Raw genomic sequence first — 17184 nt, forward strand, 5'->3', positions numbered from 1 at the left:
ATTTAAGCCCCAAGATAGTGTGGGCAACGCAACAGGAGAGTTTAAGCTGAGGCGTGTAAGGTTGGGTAAACAATCATGTCTAGCGAAACAACTCCTAATCAAGCCGAAAAGACAAATCCACCAAGCGATGAATCGCAATTAAGCCCGGAGATGCTTGACAAAATTAAGCATCCGCCAAAAATGGATGATGTATTGCTTGGTTTATCACCAGATGAACTTAGGGGGAACCAAGCAGTAGTACCGGAAATGCTGGATGAACCAACCGATGAAATGATTGGTTTCACTAAAGAGTAGTAAGGATACAATTTCAATCAGTATCTTGCTGCCCAATTTACTCGCCCTATGTTAAGCGTCATTTATTCCGAAGAGTTTCTGGATCATAAAACTGGGTCTTTTCATCCAGAGAAACCAGAACGGCTAACGGCGATCGCCACCGCCCTAAAAGGTGCTAAGTTTGCACAACACATTGAATGGCGCTTACCCACTCCACCCGAAAAGCGACCTCTCATGTCTGTGTTGTCACAAGCACACACGCAGCGCTACATCAAAAAAGTCCAAGAAATTGCTCTTGCTGGCGGCGGTTCTTTGGATGGAGATACCCCTATTTCCCGGCGCAGTTATGATGTTGCTTTGTTGGCGGTGAGTGCTTGGTTGGATGGAGTTGATACTGTGCTAGGAACTGGTAAACCAGCATTTGTGCTGGCGCGTCCACCAGGACATCACGCCGAAAGTGATGCAGGAATGGGTTTTTGCTTATTTTCTAATGCGGCGATCGCTGCTCTTTATGCTTTGCAACAACCAGGAATTCACCGTGTCGCCATTCTTGACTGGGACGTGCATCACGGAAATGGTACGCAGGCGATCGTAGAAAATCACCCACAAATCGCCTACTGTTCTTTGCATCAGTACCCCTGCTATCCAGGTACTGGACATTATACAGAGCGAGGCTTTCATAACAATGTGCTAAATTTGCCTTTTCCTCCTGGCAGCGATATCGGAATATACCAACCAGTTTTTGAAAAGAAGGTTGTGCCTTTTCTATCTAACTTTCAACCTGATTTACTGATTATAAGTGCAGGTTACGACGCCAACGCTGATGACCCCTTAGCTAGTATAAATTTGCAACCGCAAGATTATGGTTTATTCACAGATTATTGTCTAGGAATAACTCGTAAAATTTTGTTTGGCTTGGAAGGGGGTTACGATTTTGACGCACTTGCCAAATCTGTTTTAGCAACAATTGAGCGCTGTATTGTCTAAGGAGTCACTCGCTTTGCTCAAATTCAAAATTATCAATTCAAAATTCACCCATTAAAGACCCCATAACCCCGCGTTGAGAGCTTGTACCCTCAATTAATTAATTCAAAATTATCTATTTCTCGATGCCGTACCTTATGAATCCCAATCCCTAATCCCCAATCCCCAGTCCCCTTTACGATGACCTATTCTGTGATTGCGTAGAGCGATCGTCGCGAGTCACAACCCCACAGGCTATTCGTCCCCCGCCTGCTTCTGCTGCGGTTCCGCCAGCTTTTTGTTGATCGGTTAACTGGTGAATGATGATTGCACTACCATTGTTGTCAAACAAGGTGATGGGGCTTTCACTTAGGGTGACTCGACTCGTCAACACATTGTACGTTGCGTATCCCTGCTCATCCACCACCAGGTTTGGCAAGTCACCTAGATGGTACGGATGGTTTGCCTCTACGGGAACTTCCGAACCAAAAGGACCAGGGTCAAAATGCCCACCACTAGTGCTAAAAGGAGGTTGGGCATCGGGTTCGCACACACCCACGCTATGAATGTGGAGTCCGTGCAAACCGGGAGTCAGTGTTGCCGGGTTGCCTTGAATCGTACCTCGAATCCTCACCAACCCATTCTCTTGCTGCGTCAGAATTAAGGTGCCAGTAATGTCTGCACCTACCAGATCGACTCTTGCTCCAAGCGAGCTCTGCGCCAAGCTGACTTGCCCGAATGCGAGCCCGCAAACCAGCACTATGCAAAAGGTTATTCCGAAGAAAAACAAAGATTTGAACTGCGAAAACTTGATGACCATGACTGCCTGCGGTAATAATATTGTAGAATTTACGTATTGAAAATGAACACACCTGTTTTAAATTTTACTAGCTAATACATCTTAGCTGAGGGCAAACTTTGTTCTTTGTCTTGTGCTACGCTCAATATTTAACCAAGCACAAGTTAGGGACAGGCTTGGTGATAATCATCGTCTGTACATAAGCACACAGGTGTAGTCATAAGTAGTTGGCTAGCACAAAAAGACTTCCCTGTCTTCCTTGTCTCCCTTGTCCATTCCACCAACAGGCTTTGACCACACCTTAAGCACACAGATGTATGCACCGGGAAGCGATCCGCGATTAACCTCGGTCAAATGATCAAGCTATTTTTCAGGAGATTTCAAAGCCTGATCTAGCACCTGTCGAGCCTGTTCTGCTTTTGCTCTTGCTTCTTGATAACGCAAATTAGCTTGGGCATAATTTTTGAGAACTTTAAAACCTTCCTTCAGGCGAGTAATTTCCTCCTCAGTCACAGATTTATCTGAAAATAAAACGTCAACCGCCTTGCGAACTTCCATCGCTTCAGTGCGTGACTCCTGCACTTTCAACTTGAGGGTGGCTAGGTTGCTCAAAATCTGGACAGCCTGTGTAATGGCGTCCTCATCGCTAGCAGTCTCGCTTGACGTTTCTTTGACTTCAATAAGTTGTTGAGGACCAAATCCATCTTCCAGTTCCGTAGGTAACTGACCTTCATCCATCAGTTTCATCAACTGATCCATTGCTTTTTCACGGGCTTTGGCTGAATCTTTACCAGGAACAGAGAGGATGATTTCTGGGCTTTGAGCAAGAGTGTACTGAACCATAATTAAGCAGAAAATTTGCTAGTAAACCAAGCCAGGGTAATAATCTTAACGCGAAATCAACCTGTAAAACCACCAAATGATGAACAATGCAAGAATAACCGTTTGTTACTGGACTTACGCAGTCGCTGTGAGTTCGGGAAACAAGGACTGCAGCGCTGGCTCGCTCTTGCGTCTAAGGAGCGGTTTTCTAATAAGTAATCTTCTGGCGGGAAGGGAGTGAATACTTCTGGTCGCATCTTTCCAAGTTCTGAAAAATCAAACTTTATACTGGAAGAAGTAAGAGTATTTTTCGCTGCGAGGGAAGAGCGATGGCTCCCAATCCCACCATCATGCAAGCTGTGGAACAATTAGGTTACCGCGTCACTGTTGGAGACGTGGCAACTCAGGTAGGATTAAATGTCGCGCTGGCAAATCAAGGGTTATTAACTCTTGCAACTGAAGCTGGCGGACATTTACAAGTTTCTGATACGGGTGATATTGTTTACTTATTTCCAAAAAACTTTCGAGCAATTTTACGTAATAAGTATTTGCAATTACGGTTGCAGGAATGGTGGAAAAAGCTTTGGGGCATTCTGTTTTACCTAATTAGGATTTCCTTTGGAATTTTCTTAATTGTTTCCATCGCCCTGATAACTATCACCATTATCTTAATCATCACTGCTGCCAACTCAGACCGCGATAGCAACGATAGGGGTGGCAATTTTAGTGGTGGCTTTTTCTATTTCCCAGATTTATTCTGGTATTTTAGCCCAGATTATGACACCCGTCAGAGAGAAAGACGGCGGGAGAAAAGCAATCTGAATTTCTTTGAAGCTGTCTTTTCGTTTTTGTTTGGCGATGGCAACCCCAATACCAAGTTACAAGAACGCCGTTGGCAAGAAATTGCTACGGTAATTCGTAACAATCAAGGTGCCGTAGTCGCCGAACAAATTGCACCATATCTAGATAATATTGGAGAAGGTTCTGCAAAAGAGTACGAAGATTATATGCTGCCCGTTCTCACTCGCTTTAACGGGCAACCCAAGGTGAGTCCTGATGGGCAGATTGTTTATTACTTCCCAGAGTTGCAGGTGAGTGCTACCAAAAAATACCGTCAGCCTCTATCAGCTTATTTGGAGGAATTTTCGTGGCGCTTTAGTGCGGCAACTTCAGGACAAATTCTGCTGAGTGCGGGGTTGGGTATTGCAAATTTTGTCGGCGCATTAGTGCTCTTAAGTTTATTGAGGGATGGTACGATCGCCGCCCAAGTAGGTGGACTCGTCGCTTTTGTACATGGCATTTATTGGCTATTATTGGCTTACGGAACAGGTTTTTTAGTTGTCCCGTTAATACGGTATTTTTGGATCCAGTGGCGCAATAGCAAAATTGCTGAACGCAACCGCTCACGCCTATCCCGGGCTAGACAACTAGCAAGCGCAGACTCTGTTTTACAGCAAAAAATAGCTTATGCTCAGCAGTTTGCCGCAGAAAAAGTCCTTGGTGATGAAGATTTGGTCTACTCTACCGAAACTGACTTGTTAGAACAGGAAGTAGAACGTTCTGAACAAATTGACGCTGAATGGCAAAAACGCCTGCAGCGAGGGAGTGGAGAGTAGGAAGATGAGGGAGTGAGTCCGGGAGAGTGATGAGGAAGAGCAAAGAAATAACTTCCTCATCCTCTTGGGCTATTTCTTAACCTGAATAGGCGCTAAAGCGACACCTTTGTAATAGTAATTCAAAATTTGTAGGTGATTGTATCCCCGCTTTGCTAGATTGTAGGCTCCCCACTGGCTCATGCCCAAAGCATGACCATAGCCAAGTCCTCTGAGTGTAAAGCCTCCATTCCCGTTGCTGACGTTAAAGCGGGTGCTTTTTAGCTTTAGAGCTGTACGCACATCCTCGCCCCTCAGGACTTTCTCGCCTTTATCGCCGACAATTTTCAGAGATGTGACGCTTCCGAAAGGTGATGTACTCTCAGGAATCATTTGCTTCACATTGCCGATTTGCGGAATTTGGGCGCTGATTTCCGTAGGGGAAAAAGTTCTGATCCAGTTGCATTCGCTGATATTTTGGTCAAAGTCTGGAACAGCACGCAGGTATGGTTCGCGACTTCCCCAAACATCTTCTGAGTTTTCAGTGTGTCCGCCAGAACAGGCGTGGAAGACAGAAAGAATAACCCTATTTCTATAAGTAAGTACTTTCCCGGCTGTAGCATCAACTGCGGCTAAGGTGGGACGAGATTCACTGCTGACGCCTTTGTAAATTTGCCAACGATCGGGTGTATCACCCAAATCGTAAATGGGATTATTGCGTTGTTTTTCGCGTTCGTAAAGAGCATATGTACGGGCGGCGATCGCTTGAGCTTTTAAGGCTTCTAAGGGCCACCTGGAGTCCATTTCGCCACCGATGACGCTGTAGAGATATTCTTCCAAATCAACCCAGTTAACGACAGATAAGCCTTTTTCTGACGGAACAACAAGAGTTCTGCCCCGATACCAGCGATCGCCTATATAAACGAATCCCTGACCTGTTGGCTCAACCCAAAATAGATTAGATTGCCACTTATCCAAAGCAACTCCACCAGGAACTGCTTGGGCATAATAAGCACTCATTCCTGGCAACTGTCCCAGAGTACGACCGCTGCTATCCTTGACAACTGCAGTTGTAGAACTGCCGACTTTTACCTGTTTGACGTCTCTTTCAATCGCCACGCGCAGGATGACAGATGCTTGAGCTGGGGCAACCAGAGCGATCCAGATAACGATACCAAGCCACCAATGGCGTCCTTTGATATGGGAAAATAAAGATGCTAGGAACAGTTGGAACTTCATGCTGACAATTATAGTTACACTTGTGTACGCTTGACGCTCGCTTTTGTAGTAGTTTCCCGTAACATAGCATTTCAACTCCATCAAATGATAGATGAACTCCCACAACCTAGCAACACTTTAATGATTTAACGCTCTACATAACGTTATAATGTTTAACGACCTACATAATGTTATAATGTTTAACGACTTACATAAGGGACTTCCAAATAAAAAAATATCCCAAATTTTCTTGTGGGATGGGTGTCCCCACGCGTCCTTTGTATTCAGGGCGGGCTTTCCTGCCCAACGCCAGTCGCCTAGATCGGGAAAGCCGTCATTCGCGCTGGGTCCCCCACAAGATGGATAATTTATTTCTTGGAAATCCCTAACGTTATAATGTTTAACGAGTTACATAACGTTATAATGTTTAACGAGTTACATAACGTTATAATGTTTAACGAGTTACATAACGTTATAATGTTTAACGAGTTACATAACGCTTGTCGTTGAACAAGTGAGACCAACTAGTACTTGCTTGTCATTGTCACCGCTTACACGTACGCTATCGCTCGTCGAAATCTTTAAGTGTAGTCTACCCTTCAAGCTTTTAGCAAGCCTCCTCTACAATCTACGGGAAGCCGCTGAGAGCAAAGCACACATATCGCGAACGTGTCGCGTGTGGCGATATCGATTTATCTTGCCCACAGGAGGCATGCGTCTACGCTGCACTACTTTACGCAACTCGCTTTGCGATCATTCTGACTGCCTTTATATGTAACGCGTTAGCGTAAGCGCAAAGCGCAGGCTCAGCCTTAGCGTTCGCGCAGCGTGTCCCTTTGGGACTCAGCCATGCCCGAAGGGCTATACGCGTAGCGTCTCCGCTACTGAGAAGGGCGATAAAATGACACGAAAATCATTTTTGCGTGTAATTACTCAAGAGATTTTTTGAAGTAGGAAAATTTCGCCTCGGTCTTTAATTAGGAAGCATCGACCTTGGCTGTCTGAAAAAAATTTAGATAGCAGCCATTTAGTCTGTTTGTCCTTGTATATACATAGAAAACTGAGATGCAGCCTACAAGCAGAATTTTACAGGTTTTGACAATTGGTCAGTTGCTTTGTGAACAAGCCGAACAAAATCCTCACTCAATAGCGATCGCAGCACAAGATCGTCTTCCACTCACCTATAGTCGCCTATATACCCACATCCAATATACGGTCAAAACTTTGAATTCAATGGGTTTGGGTCGAGGCGAGCGCATTGCAATTGTGCTACCCAATGGTCCAGAAATGGCGGTAGCATTTTTGGCGGTGTCTGCGTGTGCCACAAGTGTCCCCCTAAACCCAGCCTATCTTGCGCCTGAGTTTGAGTTTTACCTCGACGATTTAAATGCTAAAGCGCTGATTGTGCAATCGGGAGTCGATTCACCCGCCAGAGCAGTGGCAAAGGCTCGTCATATGCCCATTATTGAGCTAGAGCCATTGGAGGCAGAGGCTGGAATTTTTCAGCTTGTGGGTGATTCCAAGTTGCCCGCAGTCAGCAACGCTTTTGCTCAACCAGAGGATGTTGCTTTGGTTCTGCATACATCGGGAACCACTTCACGACCCAAAATAGTGCCACTAACGCAGGCTAATTTATGTAACGCAGCTAACAACATTAGAAGAGCATTGCAACTACGGCAGAGCGATCGCTGTCTGAATGTCATGCCCCTGTTTCACGTTCAAGGGTTAATTACGGCAATCCTTTCCTCCCTAAGTGCGGGAGCCAGTGTTGCTTGCACTTCTGGATTTGACGCCTCTAAATTCTTTGTTTGGCTGCAAGCAATGCAACCAACGTGGTACACAGCAGTCCCAACCATCCATCAAGCAGTTTTGGCTGCAGCCGCAGACAACCACACAAGCCTTGCTCACTGTTCACCACTGCGCTTTATCCGTTCTGGAGGTGCTGCCTTACCAGTCAAGGTCATGAAAGCCTTAGAGGAGTTATTTAGGGCTCCAGTGCTAGAAGGTTACGGGATGACAGAGACTGGCAGCATAACATCAATCAATCCTTTACCGCCACGCCAACGCAAACCAGGTTCAGTAGGAATTGCCGCAGGGGTAGAAATCGGCATCATGAATGAAGCTGGTCACTTACTCTCACCTGGTGAAATCGGAGAGATTGTCGTTCGGGGTGGCAATGTGATGTGTGAGTACGAAAATAATCCAGCAGCGAATCAAAACGCCATTTACAATGGCTGGTTCAGGACAGGTGACGAAGGCTATTTCGATAGCGATCGCTATCTTTTCATTACAGGTCGCTTGAAAGAAATCATCAATCGGGGAGGTGAAAAAATTTCCCCTCGTGAAGTTGATGAAGTGCTGCTAGATTATCCAGAAGTGACACAAGCACTCACCTTTGCACTACCCCATCCTACCTTGGGTGAGGATGTGGGAGCAGCCATTGTGCTGCAGGAAAAAGCCACCATCACTCAAAGGGAAATTCGTGAATTTGCAGCAACCAGACTTGCTGATTTTAAAGTACCTGCTCAGGTAGTGTTTGTTGACGAAATTCCCAAAAGCCCCACAGGCAAACTACAGCGCGTTGGTTTAGCCGAGAAATTGGCTACCAAACTGAGGATATCTTTCGTCGAACCTAGCACTGAGGTAGAGAAAGTGCTGGCAGAAATATGGACTGAGGTGCTTGGCGTTGAGCGGGTAGGGCTTTACGACAATTTCTTTGCTTTGGGCGGTGACTCTTTGAAAGCTGTACAATTGTTCGCGCAAATTGAGAAGACTTTCGGCAAAAATTTGCCCTTGGATACCCTTTTGCTGGCAGCAACTATTGAGGAACTAGCCGATATTATCCGTCAGGAAGAATCGTTAGCACCCTCGTCCTCCCTGGTAGCAATTCAGCCAAATGGTTCAAAACCGCCTCTTTTCTGCATAGCTCCATTGGGCAGCAGTGTTCTTATATATCGAGATTTGGCAATGTCTCTGGGTGATGATCAACCAGTTTATGGTTTGCAAGACACAGGAATTTCCAGTACCAGAATTGAGGACATGGCAGACCACTACATCGCCCAAATACGTACTATCCAATCTGATGGTCCTTATTTTCTGGCAGGCTTATCTGCGGGAGGAGTTCTATCCTGGGAAATCGCTCAGCGCTTCGTTGCCCAAGGTCAGAAGGTGGCTCTACTAGCCTTATTTGATAGCTTCGGTCCAGAATATCCCAAACTGCTGCCACCAATACCAAGATTTTTATCAGTATTCAATTGGGCAGTGTTTGATTATCTACCAAGGCTAAGAAACTTACCCAGAAAAATTCTAACTCAGTTCAAACAACAAGCAATTAAAGAGAATGTCAACCAGGTTCTTGATGAGAAGCAAAAGCTCAACGAACTCAACAGGCAAGACCCTGTTCAGTACCGAATTGATGTCTACAAAAAGAACTCTAGTAATGTTAGTTATCTGGAAAAATGGCTCAACTTTTTAATCATCTTCATATTCAGAAATTCTTCTTGTGGTCACTACACTCTTTTATTTACTGGTGGCTTGTATCTGGATACTTTAAATAAGTTATCCCAGGAGCAGCAAAAGTTTGAACGAGCTAACAGCAAAGACACAAGAGCGTATGTGCCGCAAGTCTACCCTGGTCGCGCAATCTTGTTCCGAGCCACTCAGCCCCTCCCAGGTGTTTACCGTGACCTCCAATTAGGCTGGGATGGTATGGCTACAGGAGGATTGGAAATTTATGAGGTTCCTGGTAATCATCTATCCATAATGGCATCACCAGTTCTGGCTGAAAAATTAAAAGCTTGTATTGACGAGGTGGTACGCCAAAAAAGTCTTGTGAATTTGCGTTAGCCGCTTGGGTTAATTCTTCAGCAGAAGCGGTTTTGCAGCAATGTCATTCAAGCCGACAAAGATAAGCAAATCCTGCCACTCTTGCTGAAGAGTTGCATCTTGGGGACTGTTCTGACGCAGTTGTGCTAGTGTCGTTAATGCCTCATACCATATTCCATTGCTGGCATAGATAGCAACTTGCTGTCTTGGCTGTGCGTATTGGAGTTGCTGGGCGATCGCCGGCTTCAAGTTGACTCGTTGTATGACTCCTTCAACATAAATAGGGGCTTGTTGCTTTTGGTTCTCGCAGTAAATATTAAAGAACCAGCGGTATTGTTTGCCTAGATTCAGTTTGGGAGCAGTAGTAGGTAAAGAAACGCTGATCACTCCGGGTTCACTCGGTAGGACAATATCCTGGCGGTAGATCGGATTTGATTCCTCATCAAGCAGCACAAAATCAGCGGGGTAGCTAGAACCTTTGGCGTAGGGTGTGTAGAACCAAAAAGTCGGGTGTTCTACTGTAGTCAATCCCCAGACATTCATTATCGAGGTTGGTTGCTCTGTTAAAGGGACTAAAGCAGTAAGTGCAGGGTTACCAACTGGACACGCACCCCTTCTTGCTCCCCCATAACGACGACCTCCTGGAGGTTGTCCTGGCGGAAGTGGAGGTAGGACAAGGCGCAAAGGCACTTTACGAGAAGTCGTTGCTAACGGTTTTGACTGTGATAAGGAATTGGAGCGTTCAGTTGCTGTTTGTTGAGCAGACTCAGCCATAACCGACGTTGTGCTACCCAGCAAACTGAAGCAGCCGACAAGAGTCACTGCTAAAACCAGTTTCATTGGATATGAAATCATTTTTAGAAATCGCTTTTAACTGTTGACTATTAATTGTTAACTAGGGACGGAGACAAAATAAAATGCACAACCTTATACCATTTTGGATTCTAGATTATGGTATCTGGATTTTGGATTGTGTGCCTCATTCGGGAGGAGCTGAGTGCAATCATGCACACGCACTCGCGTTCGCTAACGCGAGTGCGTCTCCAACAGAAAGAATTATTGGTAATCATTTTTAGGGTTAAGAAAGCCGCAATTATTTTTCATAATTACGGGAACCCTCTGCTTTATTTTTGGAGTAGGACCAATTTTGAATTTGAAGTTTCAAAAAAAACGACACAAAACGTTCCCACTAGTGCTAAAGCTGAAGGTACAAACGGCACCCAATATCCGTGGATAAGTAGACCAAAGCAGAGTACGTAGAGAACTCCAGAGGAGACAATGACTAAGATTGTCAATCTGGGGAGCAAACGCAGCCGCCAAGCAAGAACTCCTCCTACCACAGACCAACCCCAAATCCAGATGACCTCACTCCACAATGACCAAACTCGCAACAACGGACGTTTATCTAGGACAGCACTAAGGAGTTGACTGACCATGTGCGCTTGTACAAAAACTCCTGGCATTTGCTTATCAAACTGATATTCATATGGTGTCGCCCAATAGTCACCAGGCTCTCCTTTAGCTACAACACCAATCAGGACAATTCGGTCTTTGATGGCGCTAGAATTAACCTGATTTGATAAGATTTGTGTCAGCGTCACCTCTTCGGCAATCTTGTTTGAGGAACGATAGTTCAGCAAAATTTGACCACCATTGGCATCAATTCCTTGATATCCGCCAGTACGAGAGCTCAGACGAGGAAAGATAGTATTGCCAAGCTGTAAATCTCCTTGAGAAGTTAGCTTTGGTTGAATTCCTTTAGCAGCAAGCAAATAACGAAATGCCAGCTGGGCTGAGAACGCATAAGTAGCACGACACCAAGAGACAGGTTCCTGGTTCATAAACAGCAGATGTCGCCGCACCACGCCATCAGGATCATGAATGAAGTCGCTAAATCCCAAGCGTTCTTGTGGGATTTCCGGTGGCGGCGCAATACCCTTAACAGGTATTGCGGCGTCGCTATTTTTGCAAACTCCAATCAAGTTTTCTGTCTGGTTGAGACGAGTGGTTAAATCTGGGAGTTCAGCTTTAAAATCTCGATAGAGATCCAAACCAATTGCTTGGGGTTTGTACTGCTGGAGTTTCTCCAAAAGTTTATTGAGGGATTTGTCTGAGAGAGATTTGCCATTCACATCCTCACCGTTTCGCCGCTGAGCATCAATATCTTCATCATCAATCGCCACCAGTAGCAGACGTGGATCAGGTATTTCATGGAGGATGAAGGGACGTAAGCGCATCATCTGGTCAAAAGCTTGGAGTTCACTGCTTTGCAGTAGCCCGAAAAACCTCAGCCCGCAAATTAAGGCGGTCATCACCACCGAGGACAACAATGCTACAGCAATTTTGGGTGGAGGCGCGCTTTGAGGTGGCGTAAGTTTTGGCGGTTGCAGTTCAACCTTACCTGTAATCTCCACCCAAGAAGGAGGGAGTTGTGTGAGATTTTGGCAAATCACTGGTAACCAAGTCGCACAGGGAAACTTATCCTCAAGACCTTGCAACCGTTCCCGAGAATCCCGCACTGCTTGGTAAAAGGACTCACCACCAGCAAACCCTTCTAAAAAAGACTTCAAGAATTCCTGTGCGACTAAGTCTGGAACGGGTTCGCGCATGACGATCATCTGCGGGATTTGTAAATCAGCCAGATCTCGCGCCAGTCCTAATCCATCGCAGGAGTTGAAAATTGCCAATTGTAACCCACGTTCCACGGCTTTTCTAAGAGCGTACCTTAATTCGCTAATGGTGAGGCTATCAGTTTGATTCAGGTATATGCGCCCAGTTCCATCTTTCCCCTGACTCGAGCTGTGTCCAGCGAAGAAAAGAATATCCCAGCTTTTCCCCCACAGATGGTCAGTTAATTCCTTGCGCTGGGGTTCTACCAGAAAGCGAAGATCTGCATTGGGTAAGTGTTGTAGCAAAGCACGGTCAGCCTCAGTGTCAATCTCCTGACTATTGCCGAAAATTGCTAAAATATTTACCTGCTCGTTACGTGTTTTTCTCAAAGAAATTTGTTCGTATGTTGGCGATGCTAAGGCAAATTCCGCTTTATAATAGCGTTCTAGCAAGTCCCAGAGATGCCAGGGCAACCGCTGCAATTGACTATCTTCTGTTTGCAAAATTACCCGTATTTCGTCCGTAGGTAACAATTTTTCCAGCCATTTCTCCCGAATCGGGCGAAACTCTTCCGTTAGCAGCCAAGTATTGAAGCGCGATCGCAAAATATGGGCAATGTTATCGCAGTCTTGGGTAATGGATACATTTGTTACCTGCATCTGGTCAGCAGACAAGCGGTAACGATTGCTCAGCCTTCGATAGCTAGACTGCCAGTGGCTATAGTACAGTGGCATTTCTACCGCAGCAGGTAACTTCCCGGTGATTTCAGTTGAGGGACGCTCACCTTCTTCACCAATCTGTAGCGTAACGGGAAACCCCTGCTCAAAGCTACCATCTGCAAATTTTAAAACCACTAACTTGCTCATACTTGCCCATAATTATTGTTCTTTGTCATTTGTCAGTTGTTTTTCAATTCTTTTGACTACTGTGCAATGACTCATGACCAATGACTAAATTACGAAATGTTCTGTGACACTTGCATTATTGAGTGTCACCTTAACGCTAAATCGCTCTGCGCTTTCACCTCTAAACTGTAACTGTAAATAATTATCAGCACTTCTAGCTTGAGTTTCCAGAAAAACTGCTCCAGACTCATCCAGCACCGTTAGCTGTACTCCAGGTATTAAGTAAATTTGATTACCCGTCGGGTGCAACTGCAGGCGAATGCTAGTTTGTTGGTCAACTTCTGGTCTAATTTCTACAATAAGCATGACCGGTTGGTTGGCAATTTGGATTCCCAAATCAATCAACTTTGCCCGTCTGGTGAATACATCATTTTGGTTGGCAGCGTTTTGCTCAACAGTATCACCACTGCGAAAAGCATAAGCTGGTCTAAATTGTGGCTGGTTCCATATCGATTGAACACTCTGCCACCCGCTATCCAAGATACCAGTAAACCACTGGCTCAAATTCACTAAAGTCCTGACTGGGGTCTGTTTGAGTTCCCCAAGGTGGTCGATTAAATCTTCCAAGGGTTGCAGTTGACTCAAAGGTAGTTCTTCAGTTGCCATACTGCGAACAAACCCCAAAAGCTTTGCTTGCTGAAGCGATTCATCCACTTGGACAACGACATAACCAACTCTTTCTTCCCAGGTTTCTGGAGGAATGTAACACACCTGTTGAGAAAGATTCACGGGGCGACACTCTAGACGACCACTCCTGGCAACTCCAAGTCTGCTATATTGGCACACAAACGTATAACTGGGTTCCAACTGTCACTAGCTGTTAGGTTAGTGGGAATAGACATAATCTCCAAGTAGTCATTCACCACCCACACGCAGAGCGTATTCAGCCGGACTTGTTCAGCTTTTTCTAGGAGTAAGCTGGTTTGAAGCAAACTGCTGCGCAGTTGTGCGAGCTGCCTGGGTAATAGGCAACGTTAAGGCAAAATCCTCTAGCTCATAGGTGGTGCGCGTCATAGTTTTCCGTCCCCGGTGTTGAATTATTCTTCTTAGATATTTATCGCTCGGAGCCATGAAATTTATGCAATATTAATTAATTATGATTCATTAGTGATTAGTTAAAAAAACTAATCACTAAGAAACTGTTGCCAAAGAATTTTGGATAATATAACTGCCTAAGTACAGCATTTCATTAATTCGTAACGTTTTTAAACGCACCAGGTAGCTCTCGGTAAACGCAGCGAAAAGTTCTGCAGGAGGTGAGACCAGTGCTGCAGGAGGGTTTCCCGACGGCAGGCAACTGGCGTAAGCGCAAAGCGTGCCGCTAGGCATACGCGTAGCGTCTCCGTTCGCCCTTGGCGTGCCGCAGGCATAGGAGATACCCGAAGGGGTTTTCCGACCTAGGGGCTCTTTCGAAGACAAAGGTACACAGAGTCTTTGTTCAAGTTTTCGCTATGAACTTATGGAATCATGTACTAAGGAATGTGGATTAAAGCCAATTGCCAATAAGTACATAGGCAGACCAAAAGCTGGGTGTGTTGTAGTTGGGATGTTTTAACAGTTGTAGCTGAGCAAGGCGAAGAGCTTCAGCTTTGGTAATATTGCCATTCTTCAACTGTTTATAAAAAGTACCAACAAACTGTGCTGTTGATTCATCATCAATCTGCCACAAAGATGCTAGGGTACTGCGTGCTCCCGCTTTGACAGCTGCCCCAGCTAGACCCAACGCTGCACGGTTGTCTCCTGCTGCTGTCTGGCAGGCACTCAAAACTAATAATTGCACTGCTTCTGGTCTATTTTCATCCCGGCTGCGGAGGATACTGTCGAAATCAACGACGTTGATTGGACCATTGGCAGCCAAAATAAAGGTTTTATCAGCGCGCGAACTAAATTGACCGTGGGTTGCCAAATGCAAGATATTGAAGGAAACAGCATTGACTTTGCTTTCCAAAGCTTGTTTGGTGAATTGCTGATCCAAAAGGCTAGTTGTTGAGACTCCGGCTTGGGTTATCAGGTTTAATTCTCTCTTAATGGCAGGCAAAGGTGCAAATTCGCTGTACCCTGGGGGCGGTTGAGTTAGCCCTGCGGTGAGAGCATTGAGCTGCCGTGGCACTAGTGGTTTGGGGTCTTGAAGTTGCAAACCTATGCTGAGGGCGATCGCATATTTCTCGACCAAGTATTCCTTACCATTGTAAAGGGCGGAAGGCGGTATATTGCGTAACGCTCCATCCAGTACAAATACCAAAGTCTTTACCCCACTTGTTTGCAGTTCGGACTCAATTGGTTTTATCAACCAATTGTAAACCTGTTGCGACTGTGTTCTGAATGCTTTAATGGCAGATGGTTGGACAAGATTTTGCCGCATTCCGCCGACAATCTTTTCTACTTCTGCTTGGCTAATTTTGGTGCTGTAGTGCCGCAAGGGTTGTTTAGGAATTTTAACAATAACTTGCAATTCGTCGGGAAGAATAATCGGGTAAAGAATGGCAGCAGTGGGGTTATCTTGGTCTACCACTTTGTCAAGCAGCACTTTTTCACCTTGTAAGCAAGCTTCCCGGAAAAAGTTGTCTAGTTCTGCCAGTTGCAGTGCTTCCATCCGCTGACGAGCTTTTTCTAAAGTTTTTTCATTCTTTTGTCCTTGTTGCACTTGCAGCAGTAATTCCACTGATTCGCGATAAACAGGTTCTACACTATCTCGGAAAGAGAATTGTACATCTTGTTTAACCGCCACCAAGTCACTTCGCAGAGATTGCAGAGTGTCTACAGCAGCATCATATGCCGCGATCGCTTCTTTGACATCTCCTTGTGCTTTTCGTAACCTTCCAAGTTGCCATTGCCATCGATAAGCAATCTCCGGTGCATTGCTTGCTTGTGCCAATAGTAACGCCTGTTGGGTCAGGTTTTGCGCCTCCGACCACTGCCCAGTTTTTTCGTACAAACCACCTAAACTTCCCAAAGCATATGCTTCTGCTTGCTTGTCACCCAAATTGCGGGCTTGTTGGACGGCGGTGGCGAGGAGTTGGGCTGAGGGAGTGGGGGAAGCAGGGGAGGGGGAGAGGTTTGTTGGAGAATTCTCTTGTCCTCTTAATTTGCCGAGACTATGAGCAAAGTTAATCCGGGCGTAAACAGCAGAACGACTGGCGGGGAGTGTGTTCAGTTGGGATTGAATTAAAGGTATGAGAGTTTGGGCTTGTGCGGATTGTTGATCCTCAATAAGAAGGTCTAAGTGATTGAGTTGCGCTTGGACTTTTGTTAAAGGTGAGGGGGAAACTTTAACTGTTTGTTGATAAAAGTCAATCGCTTGTTGTTTTTGCTGTTGTGTACGAGCATTATTTCCCAAACTAAAAAGACTTGCACCAATATCTGCTGGAGATTCCAGGCGTTGGGCAATTTCTAGACTTTGCTGTAGGGCACTTTGGGAATCTTTCAAGTTACCCACAAGTTGGAGGATATCACCAAGCGATCGCAACCCCACTGTCTTTTCTAAGGAGTCTGGTTGTGATTGTAAAATTTTATAAACATCTTGTAGTGTTTTTTCTGCACGACGGTAGAAGCCTTGGGTTCGCAATGCTTGTGCTTGATTGATGTGCGATCGCACTACACCATTCGCGTCACCAGCCTTACTATAAATCTTTTGAGCCTGCTGCCAAGTTGTCAAAGCCTCTTGTGTTTGTCCCGTCGCCAGTTGCAAACGACCTTGTATATCAAGGCTTTGGGCAAGAACTTGGGCTGTAGAAATTTGCTGACTCGTCTGGTGCTGTTGATATCCCAAAATATTTAAACTCTGGGCGATCGCCTGCTTTGCCTCACTCCACGCGCCGAGTTGCTGGTAAGCAAGGGAAAGATTACTTAGGGTTGCAGCAAGTCTGAGGGTATCCCCTTGCGTTCGGTATTGCTGAACAGATTGCTGCAAAACCTGCACCGCTTCGGCATATCGTCCAGCGTCGTACAGCACTTTCCCCTGTTGCTGTGGGGACGAGGAAACGGGGGGCGCAGGCGAGGGAGGAAGTTTCGCCAGCACAGGTGAACCAAGGACACACAACAAAGTGGTAACAACAGCTAGAACTAAGTAATACCGTATTAAATTGTGTCTTTTCATATATTTTCTTTATTAAAAACGCATTATGAGCGAGTAATATCAAGTTTGCTTAATCGCTTATAAATACCGAAGAACCCCACC

General features: G+C 45.5%; 10 protein-coding genes and 1 pseudogene. 4 read left to right on the top strand and 7 right to left on the bottom strand.

All coding sequences use genetic code 11. The annotated features are described in order from the left end of the window. Positions 1-75 precede the first annotated feature (75 nt). A complete protein-coding gene (locus V5G28_RS27470) occupies positions 76-294 on the top strand; it encodes a hypothetical protein (protein WP_332996462.1) in 219 nt (72 codons plus the stop codon). A gap of 48 nt (positions 295-342) precedes the next feature. Then, positions 343-1260 (top strand): histone deacetylase family protein, encoded by a 918-nt coding sequence (locus V5G28_RS27475; protein WP_332996464.1) that lies wholly within the window; start codon positions 343-345, stop codon positions 1258-1260. Between the two features lie 172 nt (positions 1261-1432). On the opposite strand, the gene V5G28_RS27480 is transcribed toward V5G28_RS27475, so the two are convergent. Both V5G28_RS27480 and V5G28_RS27485 read right to left on the bottom strand, forming a co-directional pair. Further along, positions 1433-2056 carry a superoxide dismutase family protein gene (locus V5G28_RS27480; RefSeq protein ID WP_332996467.1) on the bottom strand — a complete coding sequence of 208 codons (624 nt, stop codon included), beginning with the start codon at positions 2054-2056 and terminating at the stop codon, positions 1433-1435. Positions 2057-2398: 342 nt separating this feature from the next. Beyond that, positions 2399-2878: a hypothetical protein gene (locus tag V5G28_RS27485; RefSeq protein ID WP_332996469.1), complete on the bottom strand. Its 480-nt coding sequence runs from the start codon at positions 2876-2878 to the stop codon at positions 2399-2401. A 308-nt stretch (positions 2879-3186) separates the two neighbouring features. Between V5G28_RS27485 and V5G28_RS27490 the strand changes: the two genes are divergently transcribed. Then, a complete protein-coding gene (locus V5G28_RS27490) occupies positions 3187-4473 on the top strand; it encodes a hypothetical protein (protein ID WP_332996471.1) in 1287 nt (428 codons plus the stop codon). A 69-nt stretch (positions 4474-4542) separates the two neighbouring features. Here V5G28_RS27490 and V5G28_RS27495 read toward each other — a convergent pair whose 3' ends face one another. Next, a complete protein-coding gene (locus tag V5G28_RS27495) occupies positions 4543-5688 on the bottom strand; it encodes a SpoIID/LytB domain-containing protein (protein WP_332996472.1) in 1146 nt (381 codons plus the stop codon). A gap of 1044 nt (positions 5689-6732) precedes the next feature. Between V5G28_RS27495 and V5G28_RS27500 the strand changes: the two genes are divergently transcribed. Continuing rightward, positions 6733-9513, top strand: coding sequence for an AMP-binding protein (locus V5G28_RS27500; protein ID WP_332996473.1), 2781 nt, complete (start codon positions 6733-6735; stop codon positions 9511-9513). 9 nt (positions 9514-9522) lie between these two features. On the opposite strand, the gene V5G28_RS27505 is transcribed toward V5G28_RS27500, so the two are convergent. From V5G28_RS27505 to V5G28_RS27520, 4 genes and pseudogenes are all read right to left on the bottom strand, one after another. Beyond that, entirely contained in the window at positions 9523-10347 is an 825-nt protein-coding gene (locus tag V5G28_RS27505) for a DUF928 domain-containing protein (RefSeq protein ID WP_332996475.1), read from the bottom strand. 269 nt (positions 10348-10616) lie between these two features. Continuing rightward, positions 10617-12968, bottom strand: coding sequence for a CHASE2 domain-containing protein (locus V5G28_RS27510; protein ID WP_332996477.1), 2352 nt, complete (start codon positions 12966-12968; stop codon positions 10617-10619). Between the two features lie 84 nt (positions 12969-13052). Next, a pseudogene (locus V5G28_RS27515) lies at positions 13053-14021 on the bottom strand (DUF1822 family protein). A 472-nt stretch (positions 14022-14493) separates the two neighbouring features. Continuing rightward, positions 14494-17103: a CHAT domain-containing protein gene (locus tag V5G28_RS27520; RefSeq protein ID WP_332996479.1), complete on the bottom strand. Its 2610-nt coding sequence runs from the start codon at positions 17101-17103 to the stop codon at positions 14494-14496. Positions 17104-17184 lie beyond the last annotated feature (81 nt).

Source organism: Scytonema sp. PRP1 (genome assembly GCF_036697665.2).
Taxonomy (GTDB): Bacteria; Cyanobacteriota; Cyanobacteriia; order Cyanobacteriales; family Nostocaceae; genus Kalymmatonema; species Kalymmatonema gypsitolerans.